The organism is Streptomyces flavofungini (genome assembly GCF_030388665.1).
Lineage (GTDB): Bacteria > Actinomycetota > Actinomycetes > Streptomycetales > Streptomycetaceae > Streptomyces > Streptomyces flavofungini_A.
The window spans coordinates 1,011,021-1,029,741 of the sequence record NZ_CP128846.1 but is presented as its reverse complement, the minus strand read 5'-3'; the positions used below and the strand labels follow the sequence as shown (position 1 = coordinate 1,029,741).

The 18,721-nt window shown below is 73.3% G+C and carries 17 protein-coding genes; 11 read left to right on the top strand and 6 right to left on the bottom strand.

Annotated features, from left to right (window positions below; translation table 11 throughout):
* The first annotated feature begins 30 nt into the window (after positions 1-30).
* The 5 genes from QUY26_RS04480 to QUY26_RS04460 are packed head-to-tail and all read left to right on the top strand — an operon-like array spanning position 31 to position 4,478.
* Positions 31-1,494 (top strand): L-fuconate dehydratase, encoded by a 1,464-nt coding sequence (locus QUY26_RS04480; RefSeq protein ID WP_289943796.1) that lies wholly within the window; start codon positions 31-33, stop codon positions 1,492-1,494.
* Positions 1,491-2,255, top strand: a complete 765-nt coding sequence (locus QUY26_RS04475; protein ID WP_289943795.1) for an SDR family NAD(P)-dependent oxidoreductase — start codon at positions 1,491-1,493, stop codon at positions 2,253-2,255. Before QUY26_RS04480 ends, QUY26_RS04475 begins: the two co-directional genes overlap by 4 nt.
* Positions 2,252-3,280: an aldo/keto reductase gene (locus QUY26_RS04470; RefSeq protein WP_289943794.1), complete on the top strand. Its 1,029-nt coding sequence runs from the start codon at positions 2,252-2,254 to the stop codon at positions 3,278-3,280. The genes QUY26_RS04475 and QUY26_RS04470 overlap by 4 nt, the downstream gene beginning before the upstream one ends.
* The gene (locus QUY26_RS04465) at positions 3,277-3,591 is read left to right on the top strand and encodes an L-rhamnose mutarotase (protein WP_289943793.1); all 315 of its coding nucleotides are present in this window, start codon (positions 3,277-3,279) and stop codon (positions 3,589-3,591) included. Before QUY26_RS04470 ends, QUY26_RS04465 begins: the two co-directional genes overlap by 4 nt.
* A complete protein-coding gene (locus QUY26_RS04460) occupies positions 3,576-4,478 on the top strand; it encodes an amidohydrolase family protein (RefSeq protein ID WP_289943792.1) in 903 nt (300 codons plus the stop codon). Before QUY26_RS04465 ends, QUY26_RS04460 begins: the two co-directional genes overlap by 16 nt.
* Before the next feature lie 257 nt (positions 4,479-4,735).
* Here QUY26_RS04460 and QUY26_RS04455 read toward each other — a convergent pair whose 3' ends face one another.
* From QUY26_RS04455 to QUY26_RS04445, 3 genes are all read right to left on the bottom strand, one after another.
* Entirely contained in the window at positions 4,736-6,178 is a 1,443-nt protein-coding gene (locus QUY26_RS04455; RefSeq protein WP_289943791.1) for a lipase maturation factor family protein, read from the bottom strand.
* 73 nt (positions 6,179-6,251) lie between these two features.
* Entirely contained in the window at positions 6,252-6,908 is a 657-nt protein-coding gene (locus QUY26_RS04450) for a response regulator (RefSeq protein ID WP_289943790.1), read from the bottom strand.
* A complete protein-coding gene (locus tag QUY26_RS04445; protein ID WP_289943789.1) occupies positions 6,905-8,116 on the bottom strand; it encodes a sensor histidine kinase in 1,212 nt (403 codons plus the stop codon). Before QUY26_RS04445 ends, QUY26_RS04450 begins: the two co-directional genes overlap by 4 nt.
* Before the next feature lie 133 nt (positions 8,117-8,249).
* Here QUY26_RS04445 and QUY26_RS04440 point away from each other — a divergent pair, with 133 nt between their 5' ends.
* The gene (locus QUY26_RS04440; protein ID WP_289943788.1) at positions 8,250-9,161 is read left to right on the top strand and encodes an ABC transporter ATP-binding protein; all 912 of its coding nucleotides are present in this window, start codon (positions 8,250-8,252) and stop codon (positions 9,159-9,161) included.
* Positions 9,158-10,039 (top strand): ABC transporter permease, encoded by an 882-nt coding sequence (locus QUY26_RS04435; RefSeq protein ID WP_289943787.1) that lies wholly within the window; start codon positions 9,158-9,160, stop codon positions 10,037-10,039. The genes QUY26_RS04440 and QUY26_RS04435 overlap by 4 nt, the downstream gene beginning before the upstream one ends.
* A gap of 39 nt (positions 10,040-10,078) precedes the next feature.
* Here the strand turns inward: QUY26_RS04435 and QUY26_RS04430 are convergent, their stop codons facing one another.
* Positions 10,079-11,275, bottom strand: a complete 1,197-nt coding sequence (locus QUY26_RS04430; protein WP_289943786.1) for a S1 family peptidase — start codon at positions 11,273-11,275, stop codon at positions 10,079-10,081.
* 388 nt (positions 11,276-11,663) lie between these two features.
* Between QUY26_RS04430 and QUY26_RS04425 the strand changes: the two genes are divergently transcribed.
* From QUY26_RS04425 to QUY26_RS04410, 4 genes are all read left to right on the top strand, one after another.
* On the top strand, positions 11,664-12,650 hold the full coding sequence (locus QUY26_RS04425; protein ID WP_289943785.1) for a hypothetical protein: 987 nt from the start codon (positions 11,664-11,666) through the stop codon (positions 12,648-12,650).
* Between the two features lie 111 nt (positions 12,651-12,761).
* The gene (locus QUY26_RS04420; RefSeq protein ID WP_289943784.1) at positions 12,762-13,958 is read left to right on the top strand and encodes a DUF6777 domain-containing protein; all 1,197 of its coding nucleotides are present in this window, start codon (positions 12,762-12,764) and stop codon (positions 13,956-13,958) included.
* A gap of 80 nt (positions 13,959-14,038) precedes the next feature.
* Positions 14,039-16,165 (top strand): SpoIIE family protein phosphatase, encoded by a 2,127-nt coding sequence (locus QUY26_RS04415; RefSeq protein ID WP_436840264.1) that lies wholly within the window; start codon positions 14,039-14,041, stop codon positions 16,163-16,165.
* Between the two features lie 7 nt (positions 16,166-16,172).
* On the top strand, positions 16,173-17,033 hold the full coding sequence (locus QUY26_RS04410) for an Fpg/Nei family DNA glycosylase (RefSeq protein ID WP_289943783.1): 861 nt from the start codon (positions 16,173-16,175) through the stop codon (positions 17,031-17,033).
* Positions 17,034-17,132: 99 nt separating this feature from the next.
* Here QUY26_RS04410 and QUY26_RS04405 read toward each other — a convergent pair whose 3' ends face one another.
* Both QUY26_RS04405 and QUY26_RS04400 read right to left on the bottom strand, forming a co-directional pair.
* The gene (locus QUY26_RS04405) at positions 17,133-17,810 is read right to left on the bottom strand and encodes a zf-HC2 domain-containing protein (protein WP_289943782.1); all 678 of its coding nucleotides are present in this window, start codon (positions 17,808-17,810) and stop codon (positions 17,133-17,135) included.
* 127 nt (positions 17,811-17,937) lie between these two features.
* Positions 17,938-18,453: a hypothetical protein gene (locus QUY26_RS04400; protein WP_289943781.1), complete on the bottom strand. Its 516-nt coding sequence runs from the start codon at positions 18,451-18,453 to the stop codon at positions 17,938-17,940.
* Between the last annotated feature and the right edge of the window lie 268 nt (positions 18,454-18,721).

The window sequence follows — 18,721 nt, the reverse complement described above, 5'->3', positions numbered from 1 at the left end:
GCTCCCCGTTCCTTTCCGGAAAGGCCTCCTGTGTCCCCAACTCCCGGCCGCGTCACCGCGGTCGACACCTACGACATCCGCTTCCCGACCTCCCGGGAACTGGACGGGTCCGACGCCATGAACCCGGACCCGGACTACTCGGCCGCCTATGTGGTGCTGCGCACCGACGCCGAGGACGGACTCGAAGGACACGGCTTCACCTTCACCATCGGGCGCGGCAACGACGTACAGGTCGCCGCGATCGACGCCCTGCGCCACCACGTCGTCGGCCGCTCCGTCGACGAGCTCTGCGGGGACCCGGGCACGCTCAACCGCGACCTGATCGGCGACAGCCAGCTGCGCTGGCTCGGACCCGAGAAGGGCGTGATGCACATGGCGGTCGGCGCCGTCGTCAACGCCGTCTGGGACCTGGCCGCCAAGCGCGCCCGCACCCCGCTGTGGAAGCTCCTCGCCGACGCGGACCCCGAATGGCTGGTCTCCCAGGTCGACTTCCGCTACATCGCCGACGCGCTCACCCCCGAGCAGGCCCTGGACCTGCTGCGGGCGGGCCGCACCGGCGCGGCCGCCCGCGAGGCGGAGCTGCGCGCCCACGGCTTCCCCGGCTACACCACCTCACCGGGCTGGCTCGGCTACAGCGACGAGAAGCTCACCCGGCTCGCCCGCCAGGCCGTCGCCGACGGCTTCACCCAGATCAAGCTGAAGGTCGGCGCGGACCTCGACGACGACATCCGCCGCTGCCGCACCGCCCGCGCGGCCATCGGCCCCGACATCCGCATGGCCATCGACGCCAACCAGCGCTGGGGCCTCGACGAGGCCGTGCGCTGGACCCGCGCCCTCGCCGAGTTCGACCCGTACTGGGTGGAGGAGCCCACCAGCCCCGACGACGTCCTCGCGCACGCCGCGATCCGCGAGGCGGTCGCCCCGGTGAAGGTGGCCACCGGCGAACACGTGCAGAACCGCATCGTGTTCAAACAGCTCCTCCAGGCCGGCGCCATCGACGTCCTGCAGCTCGACGCGGCCCGCGTCGGCGGCGTCAACGAGAACCTCGCGATCCTGCTGCTCGCCGCCCGCTTCGGCGTGCCGGTGTGCCCGCACGCGGGCGGCGTCGGCCTGTGCGAACTGGTCCAGCACCTGTCGATGTTCGACTTCGTCGCGCTGTCCGGCACCACGGAGAACCGCGTCATCGAGTACGTCGACCACCTCCACGAACACTTCGTGGACCCCGTCGTGATCCGCGGCGGGCACTACACCGCACCCACCGCGCCCGGCTTCTCGGCGACCATGCACCCCGAGTCCCTGGCGGAGTTCACCTACCCAGGCGGCGCGTTCTGGGCCGCCGACCTCGCGGGTCGGGCGGGCTTTGAGGGCACGACGGCGCCACCGAAGGCGAACGTGGCGGAGCAGAAGACCGCGGAAGGGCTGACCGCGGAGCAGCAGACGGCACAGAAGACGACGGCGCAGAAGAAGACGGCACGGAAGGGGGCAGCGGCATGACGGACTTCACCGGCCTCAGGGCTCTGGTCACCGGCGGCGCGTCCGGCATCGGCCGGGCCACGGCGGAGCTCCTCGCCGCCCGGGGCGCCCAGGTGGCGGTGCTCGACCTCGATCCGAGCGGCGTGGAGAAGCCGCTGCGCGGATACGCCGCCGACGTCACCGACGACACGGCGGTGCGGGAGGCCGTCGCGGCGGCCGTCGCCGACTTCGGCGGCCAGGGTGTCCTCGATGTCCTGATCAACAACGCGGGCATCGGTGCCCAGGGCACCATCGAGGACAACGACGACGCGCAGTGGCACACCGTCCTCGACGTGAACGTCCTCGGCATCGTCCGCACCACCCGGGCCGCGCTCCCGCACCTGCGGGCGTCCGCGCACGCGGCGATCGTCAACACCTGCTCCATCGCCGCGACCGCGGGCCTGCCGCAGCGCGCCCTGTACTCCGCGTCCAAGGGCGCCGTACTCTCGCTCACGCTCGCCATGGCCGCCGACCACGTCCGCGAAGGAGTGCGCGTGAACTGCGTCAACCCCGGCACCGTGGACACCCCGTGGGTCGGCCGCCTCCTCGACGCCGCCCCCGATCCGGCGGCCGAGCGCGCCGCCCTGGAGGCCCGCCAGCCCACCGGGCGCCTGGTCGGCGCCGACGAGGTCGCCGGGGCCATCGCCTACCTGGCGAGTCCGCTGTCCGGCGCGACGACCGGCACCGCGCTCGCCGTCGACGGCGGCATGCAGGGCCTGCGGCTGCGGCCGGTGGCCCCGTGAGCGGCATAGCGGCCCGACGGCTCGGCCGCAGCGACGTCCTGGTCAGCGAGCTGTCGTACGGCGGCGCCGGGATCGGCAACCTGTACTCGCCCGTCACCGACGAGGACGCCGCCGTCGCGCTGAACTCCGCCTGGGACGCCGGGATGCGCTACTTCGACACCGCGCCGCACTACGGCCTCGGCCTGTCCGAACGCAGGCTCGGGGCGGCCCTGCGCGGGCGCCCCCGGGACGCGTACACCGTCTCCACGAAGGTGGGGCGGATCCTGGAGCCGGTGACCGGGGCGGTGACCGGCGACGACCTGGCCGACGGCGGCTTCGCCGTGCCCGCCCACCACCGGCGGAGATGGGACTTCAGCGCGGACGGCGTGCGCCGCTCGATCGAGTCCAGCCTGGAACGCCTCGGCATCGACCGCGTCGACATCGTCTACCTCCACGACCCGGACAACCACGGCGAAGAGGCCTTCCGCGAGGGCTATCCCGCCCTGGAACGACTGCGCGCCGAAGGCGTCGTGGGCGCCATCGGCGCGGGCATGAACCAGGCCGAGATGCTGACCCGTTTCGTCCGCGACACCGACGTCGACGCCGTGCTGTGCGCGGGCCGCTACACCCTCCTCGACCACCAGGCACTGGCCGAGCTGCTGCCCGCCGCGAGCGCGCGCGGCACGTCGGTCGTCATCGGTGGCGTCTTCAACTCCGGTCTCCTCGCCGACCCGAAGGAGGGGGCGCGGTTCGACTACACCGAGGCGCCCGGCGAACTCCTGGACCGGGCCCGGTCGTTGCAGGCACTCGCCGGCCGCCACGACACCACCCTGCGGGCGGCCGCGCTCGCCTTCCCCTTCGGTCACCCGGCGGTGGCGAGCGTCCTCGTCGGTATCCACGCACCCGGCCAAGTGGCCGACGCAGTCAAGCAGTTCGCGGCCGACGTGCCCGCGGACTTCTGGACGGAGGCCCGGTCGAAGGGCCTCCTGCCGCCCGAGGTGCCCGTGCCCGGAGAGGGACCTACCGGAAAGGCCGCAGCCCCGTGAGAGTCGCCCTGCACACCAAGGTCCGCGCCGACCGCGTCGAGGCGTACGAGGCCGCGCACCGCGAGGTCCCCGCCGAGCTGACCGCCGCCATCCGCGCCGCCGGTGCCACGTCCTGGACGATCTGGCGCAGCGGGACCGACCTCTTCCACGTCCTGGAGTGCGACGACTACGCCCGCCTCCTCGCCGAGCTGGAGCGGCTGCCCGTGAACGTGGCCTGGCAGGCACGCATGGCGGAGCTGCTCGACGTGGTCCACGACTACTCGGGCGACGGCGCGGACGCGGGCCTGCCCGTCGTATGGGAACTGCCGTGACACACGCGGTCGTCGACGCCCACCACCACGTGTGGGACCTCGCCGTGCGCGACCAGGACTGGATCACCGGGCCCGCCCTCGCCCCGATCCGGCGGACCTTCACCGTCGACGACCTCGCGCCGCACGCGCACGCTGCCGGAGTCGTCGCCACGGTCCTCGTGCAGACCGTCACCGTGGCCGAGGAGACCCCGGAGTTCCTGGCCCTCGCCGCGGAATGCGACCTGATCGCCGGGGTCGTGGGCTGGACCGACCTGACCCGCCCCGACGTCGCCGACACCCTGGCCGCGCTCGCCGAACTGCCGGGCGGCGCCCACCTGGTGGGCATCCGCCACCAGGTGCAGTCCGACCCCGACCCGCAGTGGCTGCTGCGCGCGGACGTGCGGCGCGGGCTCGCCGCCCTGGCGGACGCGGGCCTCGTGCACGACCTCGTGGTGCGCCCCGACCAGCTCCCGATGTGCGCCGAGGCGGCCGCGCGCATGCCGCACGTCACCTTCGTGCTCGACCACCTGGGCAAGCCGCCCATCGCCTCCGGCGCCCTCGAACCCTGGACGGCCTCCCTGCGCGCCTTCGCGTCCCTGCCGAACACCGTGGCCAAGCTGTCCGGCCTGGTGACCGAGGCCGACTGGGAGTCCTGGACGGTGGCGGCGCTGCGGCCGTACGCGGACACGGCGCTGGAGGCGTTCGGCCCCACCCGGCTGATGTTCGGCTCGGACTGGCCGGTGTCGGACCTCGCGGCCACGTACGGCGAAGTCATCGACGCGGCACGGTCGTTGACGGCCGAGCTGAGCGCCGCCGAGCGTGCGGAGGTCTTCGCGGGGACGGCGCGACGGGTGTACGGGCTGCCGGAAGCAGCGGCGGGCTCCTCCTGCCCGGCGGGCCCCTCCTGAGAGGCGGGCCTTCACCTGAGAGGAGGCCCCTCCTGGCCGGCGGACCCGACTGGCCGGCGTGGCCTGCTGGGCCAAGGGATCCGACGGAGGAGGTGGTGCGTTCGCCCGCGAGTGCGCTCCGTCCCGGGCGGGTCCGGCCGGACCCGCTGCGGGCGTAGGCGAGGGCCGCTTTACTCCTGTCATCCGCGGCGGACCGAACCCCAAGGAGGTCGCGGAGGCGCCGGCCTGGTGAGACCACCTGTCGGGGCCTCGTGAGTTCACCTGTCCGACGGCGCGGCCCGATCGAGCCGCGTCGGCGGCAGGAACTCCCGTACGTACGTCCGCTCCCAGCACGCGCCCGTCGCGCGCAGCTCACGCCACGTCGTGCAGCGGTAGCGGTACAGCCGGGCCCGCACGTGGAGCGGCGGCCGGTCGGGGAAGGGGCAGTGGCGCAGCAGGCGCAGCGTGTCCCTGTCCCCGGCGAGCAGCCGCTCCACCAGCGGACCGAACCACCCGTGCGCGTAGCCGGGCGAGAGCGCCGCGAACCACATCATCCAGTCGAGCCGCAGATGGTACGGAGCGAACTGGCGCGGCCACCGCCGCACATCACCGGGCTTGCCCTTGAACTCGTACTCCCGCCATGGGGAGTCCGCCCGGGGCACCGGGTCCGACGTCCCCTCGATGACGACCTCGTGCCGCACCCGGCTGACGCTGCCGAACGCGCCGTAGGCGTTGACCAGGTGCAGCGGGTCGAAGGAGCGGTTCATGACCTGCCGCCGGGAGAGGAGATTGCGGGCCGGGCGGTAGCTCAGGGCGAGGAGTCCCGCCGTGACGGCGATGACCAGGATCTCGTACCAGAGCGGGGGAGAAGCGAGGTCCGCGGGCGGGGCCGCCGCGTCGCCGACCAGGCGGCGGAAGTCGACGGCGCTGAGGGCGAGCGCGATCGTCAGCCAGTTCAGCCAGGAGAAGTTGCCGGACAGGACCAGCCACAGCTGGGTGGCGGCCATCAGGAGTGCGGCGCCCGTCGCGATCGGCTGCGGGGTGAACAGCAGGAAGGGCACGGCGAGTTGGGTGACGTGGTTGGCGGCCGCCTCCACGCGGTGCAGCGGCCGCGGCAGCCGGTGGAAGAACCAGCTCAGCGGCCCCGGCATCGGCTGCGTCTCATGGTGGAAGTACAGGCAGGTCAGCTCGCGCCAGCACGGGTCGCCGCGCATCTTGATGAGACCGGCGCCGAACTCGACCCGGAACAGCACCCAGCGCAGCAGGAACAGCACGAGCACCGGCGGCCCGACGTCGTCCCCCGCGAGGAACACGGCGAGGAAGCCCACCTCCAGGAGCAGCGACTCCCAGCCGAAGCCGTACCACGTCTGCCCCACGTTCACGACGGACACATACAGCACCCACGGCACCAGCCACAGCAGCATCGCACCCCACAGCGGCAGCAGCCCGTCGACGCCCGCGAGCAGCGCCATCGCCACCGCGCACCCCGTCCAGGCCCACAGCGCGAAGAACCGGTCCGAGTAGTGGAAGTGGAAGACGCTCGGGGCCCTGCGGAACGGCACCTCCGCGACGAACCGGGGCACGGGCAGCATGCCGCGCTCGCCGATGAGCGCACGGAACTGCAACGCGGCGCCCAGGAAGGCGACGAGGTACACCGCAGCGAGGACCCGCTGGAACACCAGACGGCTCAACCAGTACGAGTCCGCCGTGAACCACTCCACCTCTCCATTGTGACGGGCAGTGAGCCCGGGCGCCGCTCGGTGGCCGCCGCGGGCCCGACGGCCGCCGCCCGGTTCAGCGGGGCGGCGAGACCAGACCCGTCTCGTACGCGATGATCACGAGCTGGACCCGGTCGCGGGCGGCCAGCTTGGCGAGCAGGCGCGTCACGTACGTCTTCGCGGTGGCGACGCTGATGTGCAGCCGCTCGGCGATCTCGGAATTGGACAGGCCACCGCCGACGAGGGTCAGGACCTCGCGTTCACGGTCCGTGATGCCCGCGACGTCCGGTGGCGGCGGCGCGGCCGTGGGACGGTCCGCGAACTCCTTGATCAGGCGCCCGGTGACGCTCGGCGCGATCAGGCCGTCCCCGGCGGCGACGACCCGGACGGCGGCCAGGATCTCGTCGAGGGCCATGTCCTTGACGAGGAACCCGGAGGCCCCCGCGCGCAGCGCCCCGTAGACGTAGTCGTCGTCGTCGAACGTCGTCAGGACGACGATCCGGGTGGCGTCCGTGGACTCGGTGATCAGGCGGGTGGCCTCGATGCCGTCCATGCCGGGCATGCGGATGTCCATGACCACGACGTCGGGGCCGAGTTCCGCGGTGAGCCGCACCGCCTCGGCGCCGTTCCCGGCCTCGCCGACGACTTCGAGGTCGTCGGCCTCGGTGATGACCATCTGCAGCGCGGTGCGCACCAGCGGCTGGTCGTCGGCCAGCAGGACCCGCACGGTCATCGCGCGACCTCCGGGACGGGCAGCCGCGCGGCGACCCGGAAGCCGCCCTCGGGACGCGGCAGCGCCGAGAACTCGCCGTGCAGCAGGCCGACCCGCTCGCGCATCCCGAGCAGGCCGTAGCCGGAGCCCGCTTCGGGGACCGCGCCGGTGCCGGTGCCGTTGTCGAGCACCTCGATGGCCAGGTCGCGCTCGCGGCTCTCGACCGTCACCCGGCAGGAGCTGGTGCCCGCGTGCCGGACCACGTTGGTGACGGCCTCCTGGATGATGCGGTACGCCGACACGTCGATCTCCGGCGGCACCGGACGGAGTTCGCCGAGCCAGCGCACCTCGACGCGCACGCCCGCGGCCGTGGTGGTCCGCGCGAGCCGGTCCACGTCGGCGAGGCCGAGTCCGGGGTCGAGCGGGGCCGCCTCCTGGGCCCTGCCCGGCTCCGCGGTGCGCAGCGCGCCGAGCATGCGGCGCAGGCCGGAGAGGGTTTCGCGGCTCGCCTTCTCGATCTCGCCGAGGGCGCCGCGGGCCTGCTCGGGCTGGGTGCCCATGACGCGCCGCGCCGCGCCGGACTGGAGGGCGATGATGCCGATGCTGTGCGCGACCATGTCGTGCAACTCGCGTGCGATGCGGAGCCGTTCGGCCGTGACGGCCTGGGCCGCGGTTTGCTCGCGCAGCTGGTCGGCGTGGCGGCGTGACTGGTGCGCCGCGTCGCCGAGGAGCCAGGCGACGACGGCCGTCAGCGCGACGGTCAGCTCCGCCGAGGTCCCGACGACCCAGCCGAAGACCAGGCGGGTGAGCAGATATCCGGCGAGGGTGCCGAGCGCCATGGAGAGCGCGGCGAGGCCGGTCCCGCGCGGCCGGGACGCGGCGATGACGTACAGCGCCACGTCGGCCGCGATGAACTGGAGCAGCGGGATCTCGGCCACGCTCAGGGGCGTCGAGGCGACCACCGAGGCGAGCAGGATCAGGAAGAGACCGGACAGCGGGCGACGGTTCAGGCGCAGGCTGCCGGCGAAGGCAAGCAGTGTGGCCACGGCCAGCGTCGCCATGCCGTCCCAGCGGAAGAAGAGCACGCCCTGCTGCGCGGGCTCGGCCTCACCCGGGAGCCGGAACCGGAAGAGGAACGTGAGCGCCGACCCCACCCACCAGGCCAGCGCCGTCCACGTACTCGGCGGCACACGCTTGAACGAGGGCTGCGGTGGTGGTGTCACGGACATGTCGGCATCGTAATCGCCTGCTCAGCGGCGGGAATCGGCCCACGGGTGTACAACCAGGGTCGACACCGGGCGGCCCGGATTGTCGGCGGCGGGCCGATGCGGGACGGGCCCCGCCCCGGGCACCGTTGAACGCATGATCGAAGTCAAGGACCTGACGAAGCGCTACGGCGCGACGACGGCCGTGAAGGACCTGTCCTTCACGGTGCGACCCGGATATGTCACGGGCTTCCTCGGGCCGAACGGCGCCGGCAAGTCCACCACCCTGCGCATGATCCTCGGCCTGAACGACCCGACGGGCGGCTCCGTCACCGTCGGCGGCCGCCCCTTCCGGGACCGGCCCCGCGGCCTGCGCCACGTGGGCGCGCTGCTCGACGCGGGCGACATGCACGGCGGCCGCAGCGCGGCCGCGCACCTCGCCGTGCTCGCCCGCTCCAACCGCATCCCGCGCGGCCGTGTGGACGAGGTCCTGGCCGAGGTCGGGCTCGCGGGCGCGGCGGGGCGCCGCCGCATCGCGGGGTTCTCGCTCGGCATGCGCCAGCGCCTCGGCATCGCCGCCGCCCTGCTCGGCGACCCGCCGGTGCTCCTCTTCGACGAGCCGCTCAACGGCCTCGACCCGGAGGGTGTGCTGTGGGTGCGCGGCCTGTTCCGGCGCCTGGCCGCCGAGGGCCGCACCGTCTTCGTCTCCAGCCATCTGATGTCCGAGATGGAGAACACGGCCGACGAACTGATCGTCATCGGGCGCGGCGAGCTGATCGCGGCCGAGAGCCTCACGCGGTTCGCGGCCCGCGGCACCGGGGCGAACGTCACCGTGCGCACCCCGCGCGCCGCGGACCTGGCTCAGGTCCTCACCGCCGAGGGAGCCGTGGTCCACCAGGAAGGGCCGCTGCTCACCGTCACCGGCCTGGACGCGGCCCGCGTCGGCGACCTCGCCTGCCGGCACGCCCTGCCGCTGCACGAACTGGCCCCACGCTCGGCGTCCCTGGAGGAGGCCTTCATGGAACTCACCGCCGACAGCGTCGAATACCCCGCGGGAGAAGCACGATGACGTCACGAACCGCCTCAGGCACCGCATCGGAAGCCACCACCGGCACCACCCCGCACCCGGCTGAGGTGACCGGCGAGCCCGCCGCCCGCTTCCGCGACCTCCTCGCCGCGGAGTGGCTGAAGCTCTGGTCGCTGCGGTCCACGCCGTGGGCGTATCTGGTGACCGCGCTCGCCGTGATCGGCTTCAACGTGGGCCAGGCGTACGACACGTACAGCTCCTGGACCGACGCGGCCCCGGGTGACGCGGACCGTTTCGTCCGCGACGGCCTCCCCCTCGCCGAAGCCTTCACCACCAACGCCGCCATGATCCACCTCCTCGCCGCCGGGGCGATCGGCGCCGTGACGGTCGTGGGGGAGTACGGCACCGGGCTGATCCGCACGACGTTCGCGGCCGTGCCCGCCCGCCGCGCGGTGATGACGGCCAAGGCCGCCGTGGTCGCCGCGGTGACCACCGTGTTCGGCGCGCTCGTCGCCTTCGTGTCCTTCTTCTCGACGCAGGCGATCCTGTCCGCCCGAGACCTCGGAGTCTCCCTCGACCACCCCGGCGCCCTGCGCGTCGTCCTGGCGTCGGCGCTGCTCACCCCCATCGCCGCGCTGACGGGCATGGCGCTCGGCATGCTCCTGCGCCACATGGGCAGCACCATGATCGCCACTGTCGTGACGCTCCTGGTGCTGCCCATGGTCGTCAGCCCCGACCGCTACTGGTCGGTCCTCATCGCCCACGCCCTGCCCTACCCCGCGTGGCGACGGCTGACCGAGCCCGGCGGGCACCTGGGGGAGTACCCGTGGTCGATGGGCGGGGCCTGGACCGTGTACGCGGTGTGGGCGCTGGCCGCCGTGGCGGTCACTGTGTTCAGCGTGGACCGAAGGGACCAGTGAGGAGGCGGAGGGGACCGGCGGGGGCCGCGGCGAGCCGCCTCAGTTGGTGTTGAGGGTCAGGCCGTAGTACCGCAGCGTGTCGTCCAACGGCTGGAAGTACGACGAGCCCTGGTCGTTCACCCCGCCGCAGGACTGATTCGTCGGGCCGCCCGAGGTCATGCCCTGGGCCTGGTTGCCCGCGATGTACGCCCCGCCGCTGTCGCCGCCCTCGACGCAGACCGTGGACCGGCCGAGGCCCCTGACCACGGTGTCCGGGCCGCCGTTGCGGTCGGTGTAGGTCACGGTGACGTTGTAGGCGTTGACCTTGCCGCAGGTCCAGCCGGTCGTCGAGCCGGACTTGCAGAGGCTCGCGCCGACCGCCGCGCGCTGGCTGCCCCGCACCGCGACCGAGGCGCCGTTGCCCCAGGTGCCGACCGACGTCGTGATGGAGGAGCCGGCATCGACCGTCGCCAGGCCCATGTCCACGCTGTCGCGGCCGAGCGCGAAGCGGGTCGTCGAGCCGGAGGCGAACTTCGAGCCGTTGAAGTACAGGCCCGGGTTGCCGGTCACGCAGTGGCCCGCGGTGACCAGGTACTGCCGGCCGGAGGAGTTCTTCGCGCCGAAGCCGACCGAACACCACGAGCCCGGGTTGTTGTTGATGTTCATCCGACTGCCCGGCGCGACGGCCGCCTTCGCCTGGAGCTCGCGGTCGCTCTTGACGACGCGGACGGCGTCCCCGTGGCCGCGGGCCTCCTTGAGGAAGGCGCGCGCCGCCGGGGTCGAGGAGTCGGTCACGGTGACCTTGACCCGGTCGGAGGCCAGGTCGGCCTCCCAGGAGGCGACGCCGGTCGGTACCCGCTTCGCGGCGGCCTTGTCGAGTGCGGCGGTGATGCGGTTCAGCTCGGCCTCGCCCCGGCTCGGGATGCGGGCGGTCAGGCCGGTGGCGCGCACCTTCTTCGCCTCACGGGCGGCACCGACGTTCACCGTCAGGGTGCCCTTCGCGTCGAAGAACGCGCCGTCCGTACGGACGCCGTCCTGCCGGAGCCGGTCGAGTCTGCGCTGCTGGGAGGCCTGATCGTCGAGGTGTCGTACGGCGGCGGAGTCGCTCACGCCGAGGGAGTCGGCCAGAGCCTCGATCATCCGCGGTTCGTAGCGCGGCGTGGGGGGAGCGTCGGCTTGTGCGCCGGTGGCGCCGGTCGTGGCCACCAGGGCTGTCGCCGCGGCGGCGGCGAGTATGTAATGCCGAGCATGCGCCATCTGAATGCCTTTCAACTGAGTGGGGGCTCATGGAAGTTCGGTGCACCGGGGTGGGGTCATTCGGTGCACCGAACCGCCATCGGCGCGGTTCGCGGGATTTCCCGGACCGCGCTGTGGGCGAAACCCTCCCGTCGGTTCGGGGGGTCCCACAAGACATGGCGGGGCACGGGGTCTTAAGGCGAAAGACGTAAACACTTAATGCGCGAACTCGGGGAATGCGTTGGTGCCTCAGAGCGACGCGGGCGCAACGATCGGTGCTCGTCCAGAGGTTGACGCGGGCGAAAGGTGATCGGGAAGGGGCGTTCCGGATATTGACGTACGCGGTCCTGGCGGGGTTTGGTAGCGGGGCCGTGGGCCGTCATCTGTCATGCCGGGAGGGGCGGAATTCGTGACGGATACATCCGGGCCGACGCCGAACAAGCCGAACACCAAGGAAACCGATACGGAATCGGCCCGCGCGTCGGCCCTTTCGGCGGAACGCCCCGCTCCGTTCGCTGTCGCGCTGCGCGAGGCGGTGCGTCGGCGCGGGCTCCCCCTGGACCGCATCTGCGAGCGGCTGACCGCCCGCGGCATCCGGCTGACCCCCGCGACCCTCAGCTACTGGCAGCGCGATCGCACCCGGCCCGAGCGCTCCGACTCACTGCGCGCGGTGGTCGCCCTGGAGAGCATCCTCGACCTGCCTCCCGGCGGCCTCTCCTCGCTCCTGCCGCCCCAGCGCCCGCGCGGACGGCGGGTCGCCCGCACCGACGAGCACGCCACCCGCCGCCTGTACGGCCAGGAGTCCTGGCAGGAGCAGGCGCTCGGGGACTCCTTCGCGGACTTCAACCGGGACATCGTCGTGCTCCTCACCCGCGAGGTCCTGCACCTGGACCGGCGCGGCTGCGTCCGCCGCCTGATCGTGAATCACGTGGTCCGCGCCGTCGCCGACGGGCCGGAGCAGATGATGAACCTGCACTTCCTCGACGATCCCGACGGCCGGCTGCCCGAGGCGACCGTGCGCTGCGGGCGCCTGGAGTCGCTGCGGCAGGACGCGACCTCGGGGGGAGTGCTGCTGCGGATCGGCTTCGGCCGTCCGCTGACGCTGGGCGAGACCGTGGCCGTCGACTACGAGATCAGGACCGCCCCCTACGACCGCCCGACGGGATTCCACGAGCGGGGCATCCGCGGCAACCAGGACGCTTATCTCCTGCACGTGTACTTCCCCCACGACCGCCACCCCGCGCTCTGCCACTCGTACTACCGCGAGAACTCCTCGGCGCCGCAGCGCAAGGTGCGCCCCCTGCCCGTGGACACCTCCGGCACGGCCCACCTGTACGCCGCGCAGTGCCGACAGGGCATCTACGGCATGAGCTGGCAGTGGCCGGACAAGCCCTAGGGTCCCGCCCTCTCCCCGGAGCCACGCCCGCCCCGGCTCCGTTTGCGGGGCCCCGCTCCGCCCGCCAGACAATGAGGGACGAAAGCCCCGGCAACAGGCGGGAGACCCCCCGTGCGCGCATCCACCAGAACGTGGGCGACGGCCCTCGGGATATCCGCGGTGCTGACCGTCGCGGGATGCTCCGGTTCGGACAGCGGCGGCCAGGAGAAGAAGAAGCAGGACGACAGCGGACGCGAGCTGTTCCTGCAACCCGTGGCCGCCCAGGGGCCCGACCCCTTCACGGACTCCACCGCCCGGTCCGCCGAGCCCTCGCCTGCCGTCACCCGGTCGGCGCAACCGTCCCCCAGCGGCTCCTCGTCGCCCTCCGACCGGGGCCTGCGCTCCCTGGCGGGCGGCACCCCCGGCCTGTACGGCGGTACGCAGCGCGTCGCCAGCTGCGACGTCGGCCGCCAGATCCAGTACCTGACCGCCGAACTCGCGCGGGCCCGTGCCTTCGCCGGGGCCGTCGGCATCGCGCAGGACCAGGTCCCCGCCTACCTGCGAGGCCTGACCCCCGTCGTCCTGCGCGCCGACACCCGCGTCACCAACCACGGCTACCGCGACGGGCGCGCGACCCCCTACCAGTCCGTCCTCCAGGCCGGCACCGCCGTCCTCGTCGACGACCGCGGCCTGCCCCGGGTGCGCTGCGCCTGCGGCAACCCGCTGCGGCCGCCGGTCGCCTTCCGGCAGGCCCCGGTCCACAGCGGGCAGCAGTGGCAGGGCTACCGGCCCGCCGAGGTCGTCGTGGTGACGCCCGCGCCCCGGCCGATCACCGTCATCGTCATCGTGAACATCGTCAACAACACCTGGATCGAGCGGCGCACCGGCGACGAGCACGGCAAGGACGACCGGCCCGTGCCGCCCCCGGAGCCCTCGCCGACAGACCCCTCGGACTCCACGGACCCCTCGGACTCCACGGACCCCTCGGACTCCATGGACCCGGCCGATCCCTCTGACTCCACCGACCCGACGGACGCCACCGACTCCACGGACCCCGGCGACTCCGGCGACCCGGACGAGTTCCAGGACCCGTCCGACGCCACGGACCCCGGCGATCCCTCCGGCCGCTCCGACCCCTCCGACCGCTCCGACACGGACCCGTCGGACGCCACGGACCCCTCCGACCGTGTCCCCGGCCCCACCACCCCCGAAGCGGACGGCACCTCGCCCGACTGTCCCACGCCGGGCACGGGCGACCCCTTCGGCGGTCCCCAGACCCCGCTCCCGCCCGGCTGCCCCTCGCTCCCGACCGGTGCCCGCGGCCGCTGACGGGCGGGTGCGCGCGGGCCGCGCCGCAGGTCGGCGGCCGTCCACATGCGGCCGTCCGAGGGTCGGCCTAGCGTTGGCCCATGGACGCGGGCACGGAAGGTGTCGAGGTAGCGATGCGGCGCTGCGGCGGCGGCTTTGCAGCGCCCGCTGCCGATGGCGCCTGCTGCTTCCTCGACACCTACGGCGCCGGGCTCGGCATGGGCGGCTTCGAGTGGGACCTCAGGAGCGGCGAGCTGCTCATGGACGACGAGGGCCTCGCCCTCTTCGACCTGCGGCGTGACGAGTTCGACAACAGGCCGCAGAGCCTCGCCGTCCGGGTGCCGGCGGGGGAGGGCCACCGCCTGGACGTCCAGGTGTCGCAGGCCCTCAAGAGCGGCGACAGCGGCTACGGCGCCTACTTCCGGGTGCGGCTTCGCGACGGCAGCCTGCACTGGCGGCACACCCAGGGCCACGTCCTGCGCGACGACTCCCGGAGGCCGCAGCGCATCGTGGGCATCGTGCGCGACGCCACCCGGGAGCTGAGCGACAGCACCGCGCACCGCGAGCGCGTGGAGGCGGAGGCCGACCGGCGCCGCCGTACCAGCGTCGTCCAGGGCACCACGGCGGCGCTCGCCCACGCCAGAACCGTCGCCGACGTCATCGACGTGCTGAGCGACGCCCAGGGCCTTGCGCACCTCGGCGCCTCGCACCTGGTGATGGGACTGGTCGAGGCCGGCCGGATCCGGCTCGTCGCGGAGGGTCCGCCGGAGGGCTACGTGCCCGGCACCCGCCTGACCCGCGTCGACGAGGAGTACCCCATGAGCGAGGCCGTGCGCACGCTCTCGCCGCGCTTCATCGAGACGCCGGAGGAGTTCGCCGCCTCGTACCCGCTGCTCTGGCCGCACATCGAGCACCTCGGGATCGCCTCGGCCGCCTATCTGCCGCTGATCGCCCAGGCCAAGCCGCTCGGCGTCCTCGGCCTGCTCTACCAGGACCGCACCGGCTTCACCCAGGAGGAACGCACCGTCCTGGTGGCGCTCGGCAGCAGCATCGCGCAGAGCCTGCAGCGCGCCATGTTCTACGAGCAGGAGAAGGACCTCGCCCAGGGCCTCCAGCAGGCGATGCTGCCCCGCTCCATCCCGGGCGTGCCCGGCGCCGACATCGCCGTGCGCTACCGCAGCGCGGCGGTCGGCCGCGACATCGGCGGCGACTGGTACGACGTGATCCCGCTGCCCGGCGGCCGCGTCGGCGCCGTCATCGGCGACGTCCAGGGCCACGACACGCACGCCGCCGCCGTCATGGGCCAACTGCGCATCGTGCTGCGCGCGTACGCCGCCGAGGGCCACACCCCCGCCACCGTCATGGCCCGCGCCTCCGGCTTCCTGCACGAACTCGACACCGACCGCTTCGCCACCTGCCTGTACGCGGAGGCCGACCTCAGCACCGGCGTGGTGCAGTTCGTGCGCGCCGGGCACATCGACCCGCTGCTGCGCCTGACCGACGGCACCTGCCGCCGGGTGCCGGTCGCGGGCGGCCTTCCGCTCGGCCTGTCCGCCGAGTTCGGGCGCCTCGACTACCCCGTCACCACCCTCGAACTCGACCCCGACCAGATGCTGTTGCTCTACACCGACGGCCTCGTCGAGGAGCCGGGCGCCGACCTCGACGACGGCACCCAGGCCCTCGCCGAGATGGTCTCCGTCGGCCCCGCCGACCTGGAGGACCTGGCCGACCTGCTGTGCGGGCGGGTGGACGACGGCCGGGGCGACGACGACGCCGCGCTGCTCCTGATGCGCCGCCGCGTGGTGGACGCGCCGCGCTCCGGCGGCCGCCTCCAGCAGCACGTCGCGCCGAACGACCCGGAGGCCCTCGCGGAGGCGCGGCACATGATCCGGGCCGCGGTGCGCGCGTGGGGCGCGCGGGACCGGGCCGACGAGATCGAACTGGCCGCCGACGAGCTGATCACCAACGCCCTCATGCACACCGAGGGCACCGCGATCGTCACGCTGCGGGTGGTGTCGGGCGCCGACCGGCGCCTGCGCGTCGACGTCGAGGACTCCTCCAGCGCGCTGCCCCGGCTGCGGGCGGCCTCCGACGACGGCGTGTCCGGGCGCGGGCTGCTGCTCGTGGACCGGCTCGCGGACGTGTGGGGTGTCGACTCGCGGGGTGTCGGGAAGTGCGTGTGGTGCGAGTTCATCGTGCCCTCACGTGACGGGACGGGTGAGGGGTGAGGCGGTCGTGCCGGAACTGCCGGAGGTCGAGGCCCTGCGGGACTTCCTCGCCGGGGAGCTGACCGGGCGTGAGATCGTCCGGGTCCTGCCGGTGGCCGTCAGTGTCCTGAAGACGTACGACCCGCCGGTGACCGCGCTCGAAGGGCGCGAGGTGACGGGTGTCGCCCGGTACGGAAAGTTCCTCGCCGTCGACGCGGGCGGGCTGTGGCTCGTCACGCATCTCGCCCGCGCGGGCTGGCTCCAGTGGAAGGACCCGCTGCCGAGCGGCGCGCCGCGGCCGGGCAAGGGGCCGCTGGCGCTGCGCGTCGCGCTCGCGACCGGCGCGGGCTTCGACCTCACGGAGGCCGGAACGCAAAAGCGACTCGCCGTGTACGTCACCGACGCCCCCGCCGCGCTGCCCGGCATCGCCCGCCTCGGCCCCGACCCGCTGGCGGCCGACTTCACACTGGCACGGTTCGCGGGGCTCCTCGACGGCGAACGGCGCCGCATCAAGGGCGCGTTGCGCGACCAGAGCCTGATCGCGGGCATCGGCAACGCCTACAGCGACGAGATCCTGCACGCCGCCCGCATGTCCCCGTACAAGCTCGCGGGCAGCCTCGCCGAGGAGGAGACGCGGCGGCTGTACGAGGCCCTGCGAGCGACCTTGGACGAGGCGGTGACGCGCTCGCGCGGGCTCGCCGCGGCGCGCCTGAAGTCCGAGAAGAAGTCCGGTCTGCGCGTGCACGGGCGGGCCGGGCAGCCGTGCCCGGTCTGCGGCGACACGATCCGCGAGGTCTCCTTCGCGGACTCCTCCCTCCAGTACTGCCCCACCTGCCAGACCGGCGGCAAGCCGCTGGCGGACCGCCGCACGTCGCGATTCCTCAAGTAGCCCGCCGACACCCGCGCCGGGCCCGTCGCACCGGCCGCGCGGTCCGCCGCCGGTGCCGGGGCGGGCAACCCCGCTCCCCTGTGCCGGGGTTGCCCGCGGCTAACGCGGCCGCAGCGTGAGCAGCCGCCGTCCTTCCGCGTCCCGGACCTCGAACCGGTCGATCCGGTCGGACGGCAGCGCGGTGCCGCCCCGGGTCTCCCACTCCCGCTGTGCCGCCCGCCCGGGTCGTGCGGGACCCGGCGCACGCCACGTCGTGACGACCTCACGGGACCCGTCGTCCCCGACGGCGACCAGCTCGCACACCCGACGGCCCGCGCCCCCGTCCTGGTGCACCTGGATCCCGACCTCCGTGCCCCACGCCCGCTCCCGCGCGGTGAGCACGGCCGCCATCCCGCTGCGCCCGTCGTGCGCGGCGACCCGCAGCGCCCCGTCGCCACCGCCCGCGCTCAGGACCGCCGCCGCGGGGCCCACGACGGCGAGCACCACGCCCGCGGCGACGGCGCCGAGCCACCGTCGGCGGCGGGCCCTGCGCAGCCGCCCGGTCTCGTCGACGAGGCGGTCGAGGAGCCGGGGGTCGGGGGCCGCGGTCGGGTCGAAGACGTACGCGACGGACCTGCCGTGGGTCTTCAGGAGCCGTGCGGGCACGGCGAGTTCGGACACCCGCTCCCGGCAGTGGACGCACTCCGTGAGGTGGTCCTCGAAGCGGAAGGCGTCCGCCTTGTCCAGGACGCCGAGCGCGTAGGCGCCGGCGTCGTGATGCCGCTCCAGGGACCTCATGGCGTTCCTTGTCGGTGAGGGTGCTTCTCGCCCTCCCGTACGCAATCGGCCACCGAATCACTCAAGGGCCGCCGAGATCGAACTGGATGCCGAGGGCGGAGCCGTCGGCGGGCCCCGCAGCGGCCCGTCAGAAGAGCTGGATGGCCAGGTGCCCGAGCGGCAGGCCGAGCCGCCAGGCGGGGGTCCACACCTTGGGCCCCTCGTCCTCGCCGAGGATCGACCCGCCGCCGGGCACCGCGTCCAGGTCCGGCGCGAGGAGTTCCGTCTCCTCCAGCCAGCGCCACGCGGCCTCGGCGAGCACGAGGTCGGGCGCGGGGCCGCGCGCGGCCATCGCGTCGGCGGTGACGCCGTCCATGCGCTCGCGGACCCACTCCTGCCAGTGCTCGTCGTGCGCCGTCAGGGAGAGCCAGGTGTCCAGCTGCGAGACCACGCGGATACAGGACAGCTCGCCGCGCGTGTCCGACAGGAAGATGGTGAGCGCGAGCGCGTCACGGCCGGCCCGGTACTCGAAGGAGGTGGGCGGCATCAGGTCGCCGGTGCGCAGCAACTCGTCCGCGATGTACTCCGCGTACAGCCACGCCATCGGGACCGTCAGCTCGTCGCCGCCGGGGCCCTGGGCACCGTCCGTGCTCTCGTGCAGCATCACGCTCCGCCTTCCTGTGCTCCGTGTACGCGTCACCGGCTTCTGGCCCCCCGACCCGGAACACGGATGAGGACAGCCGATTACTCAATGGGGGTGCTGAGCAAGGCGCTTTACGGAGCCTTGACCTTGGAGCCGGTTTCGCCGCAGGTCGGGGCGGCTGTGTTCTTCGGGTCACATCACTCTGGGTTTAAGTCCGTTTCGGTGAATTGCACGGCATTGCTCCTTGACTCACCCTTATATCCGTATGTGGATCTGTTTTACATAAGAA

Excerpts from the sequence above, each read along its gene's own strand:
- QUY26_RS04475 (WP_289943795.1), top strand. The coding sequence starts at position 1,491 with ATGACGGACTTCACCGGCCTCAGGGCTCTGGTCACCGGCGGCGCGTCC.
- QUY26_RS04460 (WP_289943792.1), top strand. The coding sequence starts at position 3,576 with ATGGGAACTGCCGTGACACACGCGGTCGTCGACGCCCACCACCACGTG.
- QUY26_RS04450 (WP_289943790.1), bottom strand. The coding sequence starts at position 6,908 with ATGACCGTGCGGGTCCTGCTGGCCGACGACCAGCCGCTGGTGCGCACC.
- QUY26_RS04445 (WP_289943789.1), bottom strand. The coding sequence starts at position 8,116 with ATGTCCGTGACACCACCACCGCAGCCCTCGTTCAAGCGTGTGCCGCCG.
- QUY26_RS04440 (WP_289943788.1), top strand. The coding sequence starts at position 8,250 with ATGATCGAAGTCAAGGACCTGACGAAGCGCTACGGCGCGACGACGGCC.
- QUY26_RS04435 (WP_289943787.1), top strand. The coding sequence starts at position 9,158 with ATGACGTCACGAACCGCCTCAGGCACCGCATCGGAAGCCACCACCGGC.
- QUY26_RS04430 (WP_289943786.1), bottom strand. The coding sequence starts at position 11,275 with ATGGCGCATGCTCGGCATTACATACTCGCCGCCGCCGCGGCGACAGCC.
- QUY26_RS04415 (WP_436840264.1), top strand. The coding sequence starts at position 14,039 with ATGGACGCGGGCACGGAAGGTGTCGAGGTAGCGATGCGGCGCTGCGGC.
- QUY26_RS04405 (WP_289943782.1), bottom strand. The coding sequence starts at position 17,810 with ATGAGGTCCCTGGAGCGGCATCACGACGCCGGCGCCTACGCGCTCGGC.
- QUY26_RS04400 (WP_289943781.1), bottom strand. The coding sequence starts at position 18,453 with ATGCTGCACGAGAGCACGGACGGTGCCCAGGGCCCCGGCGGCGACGAG.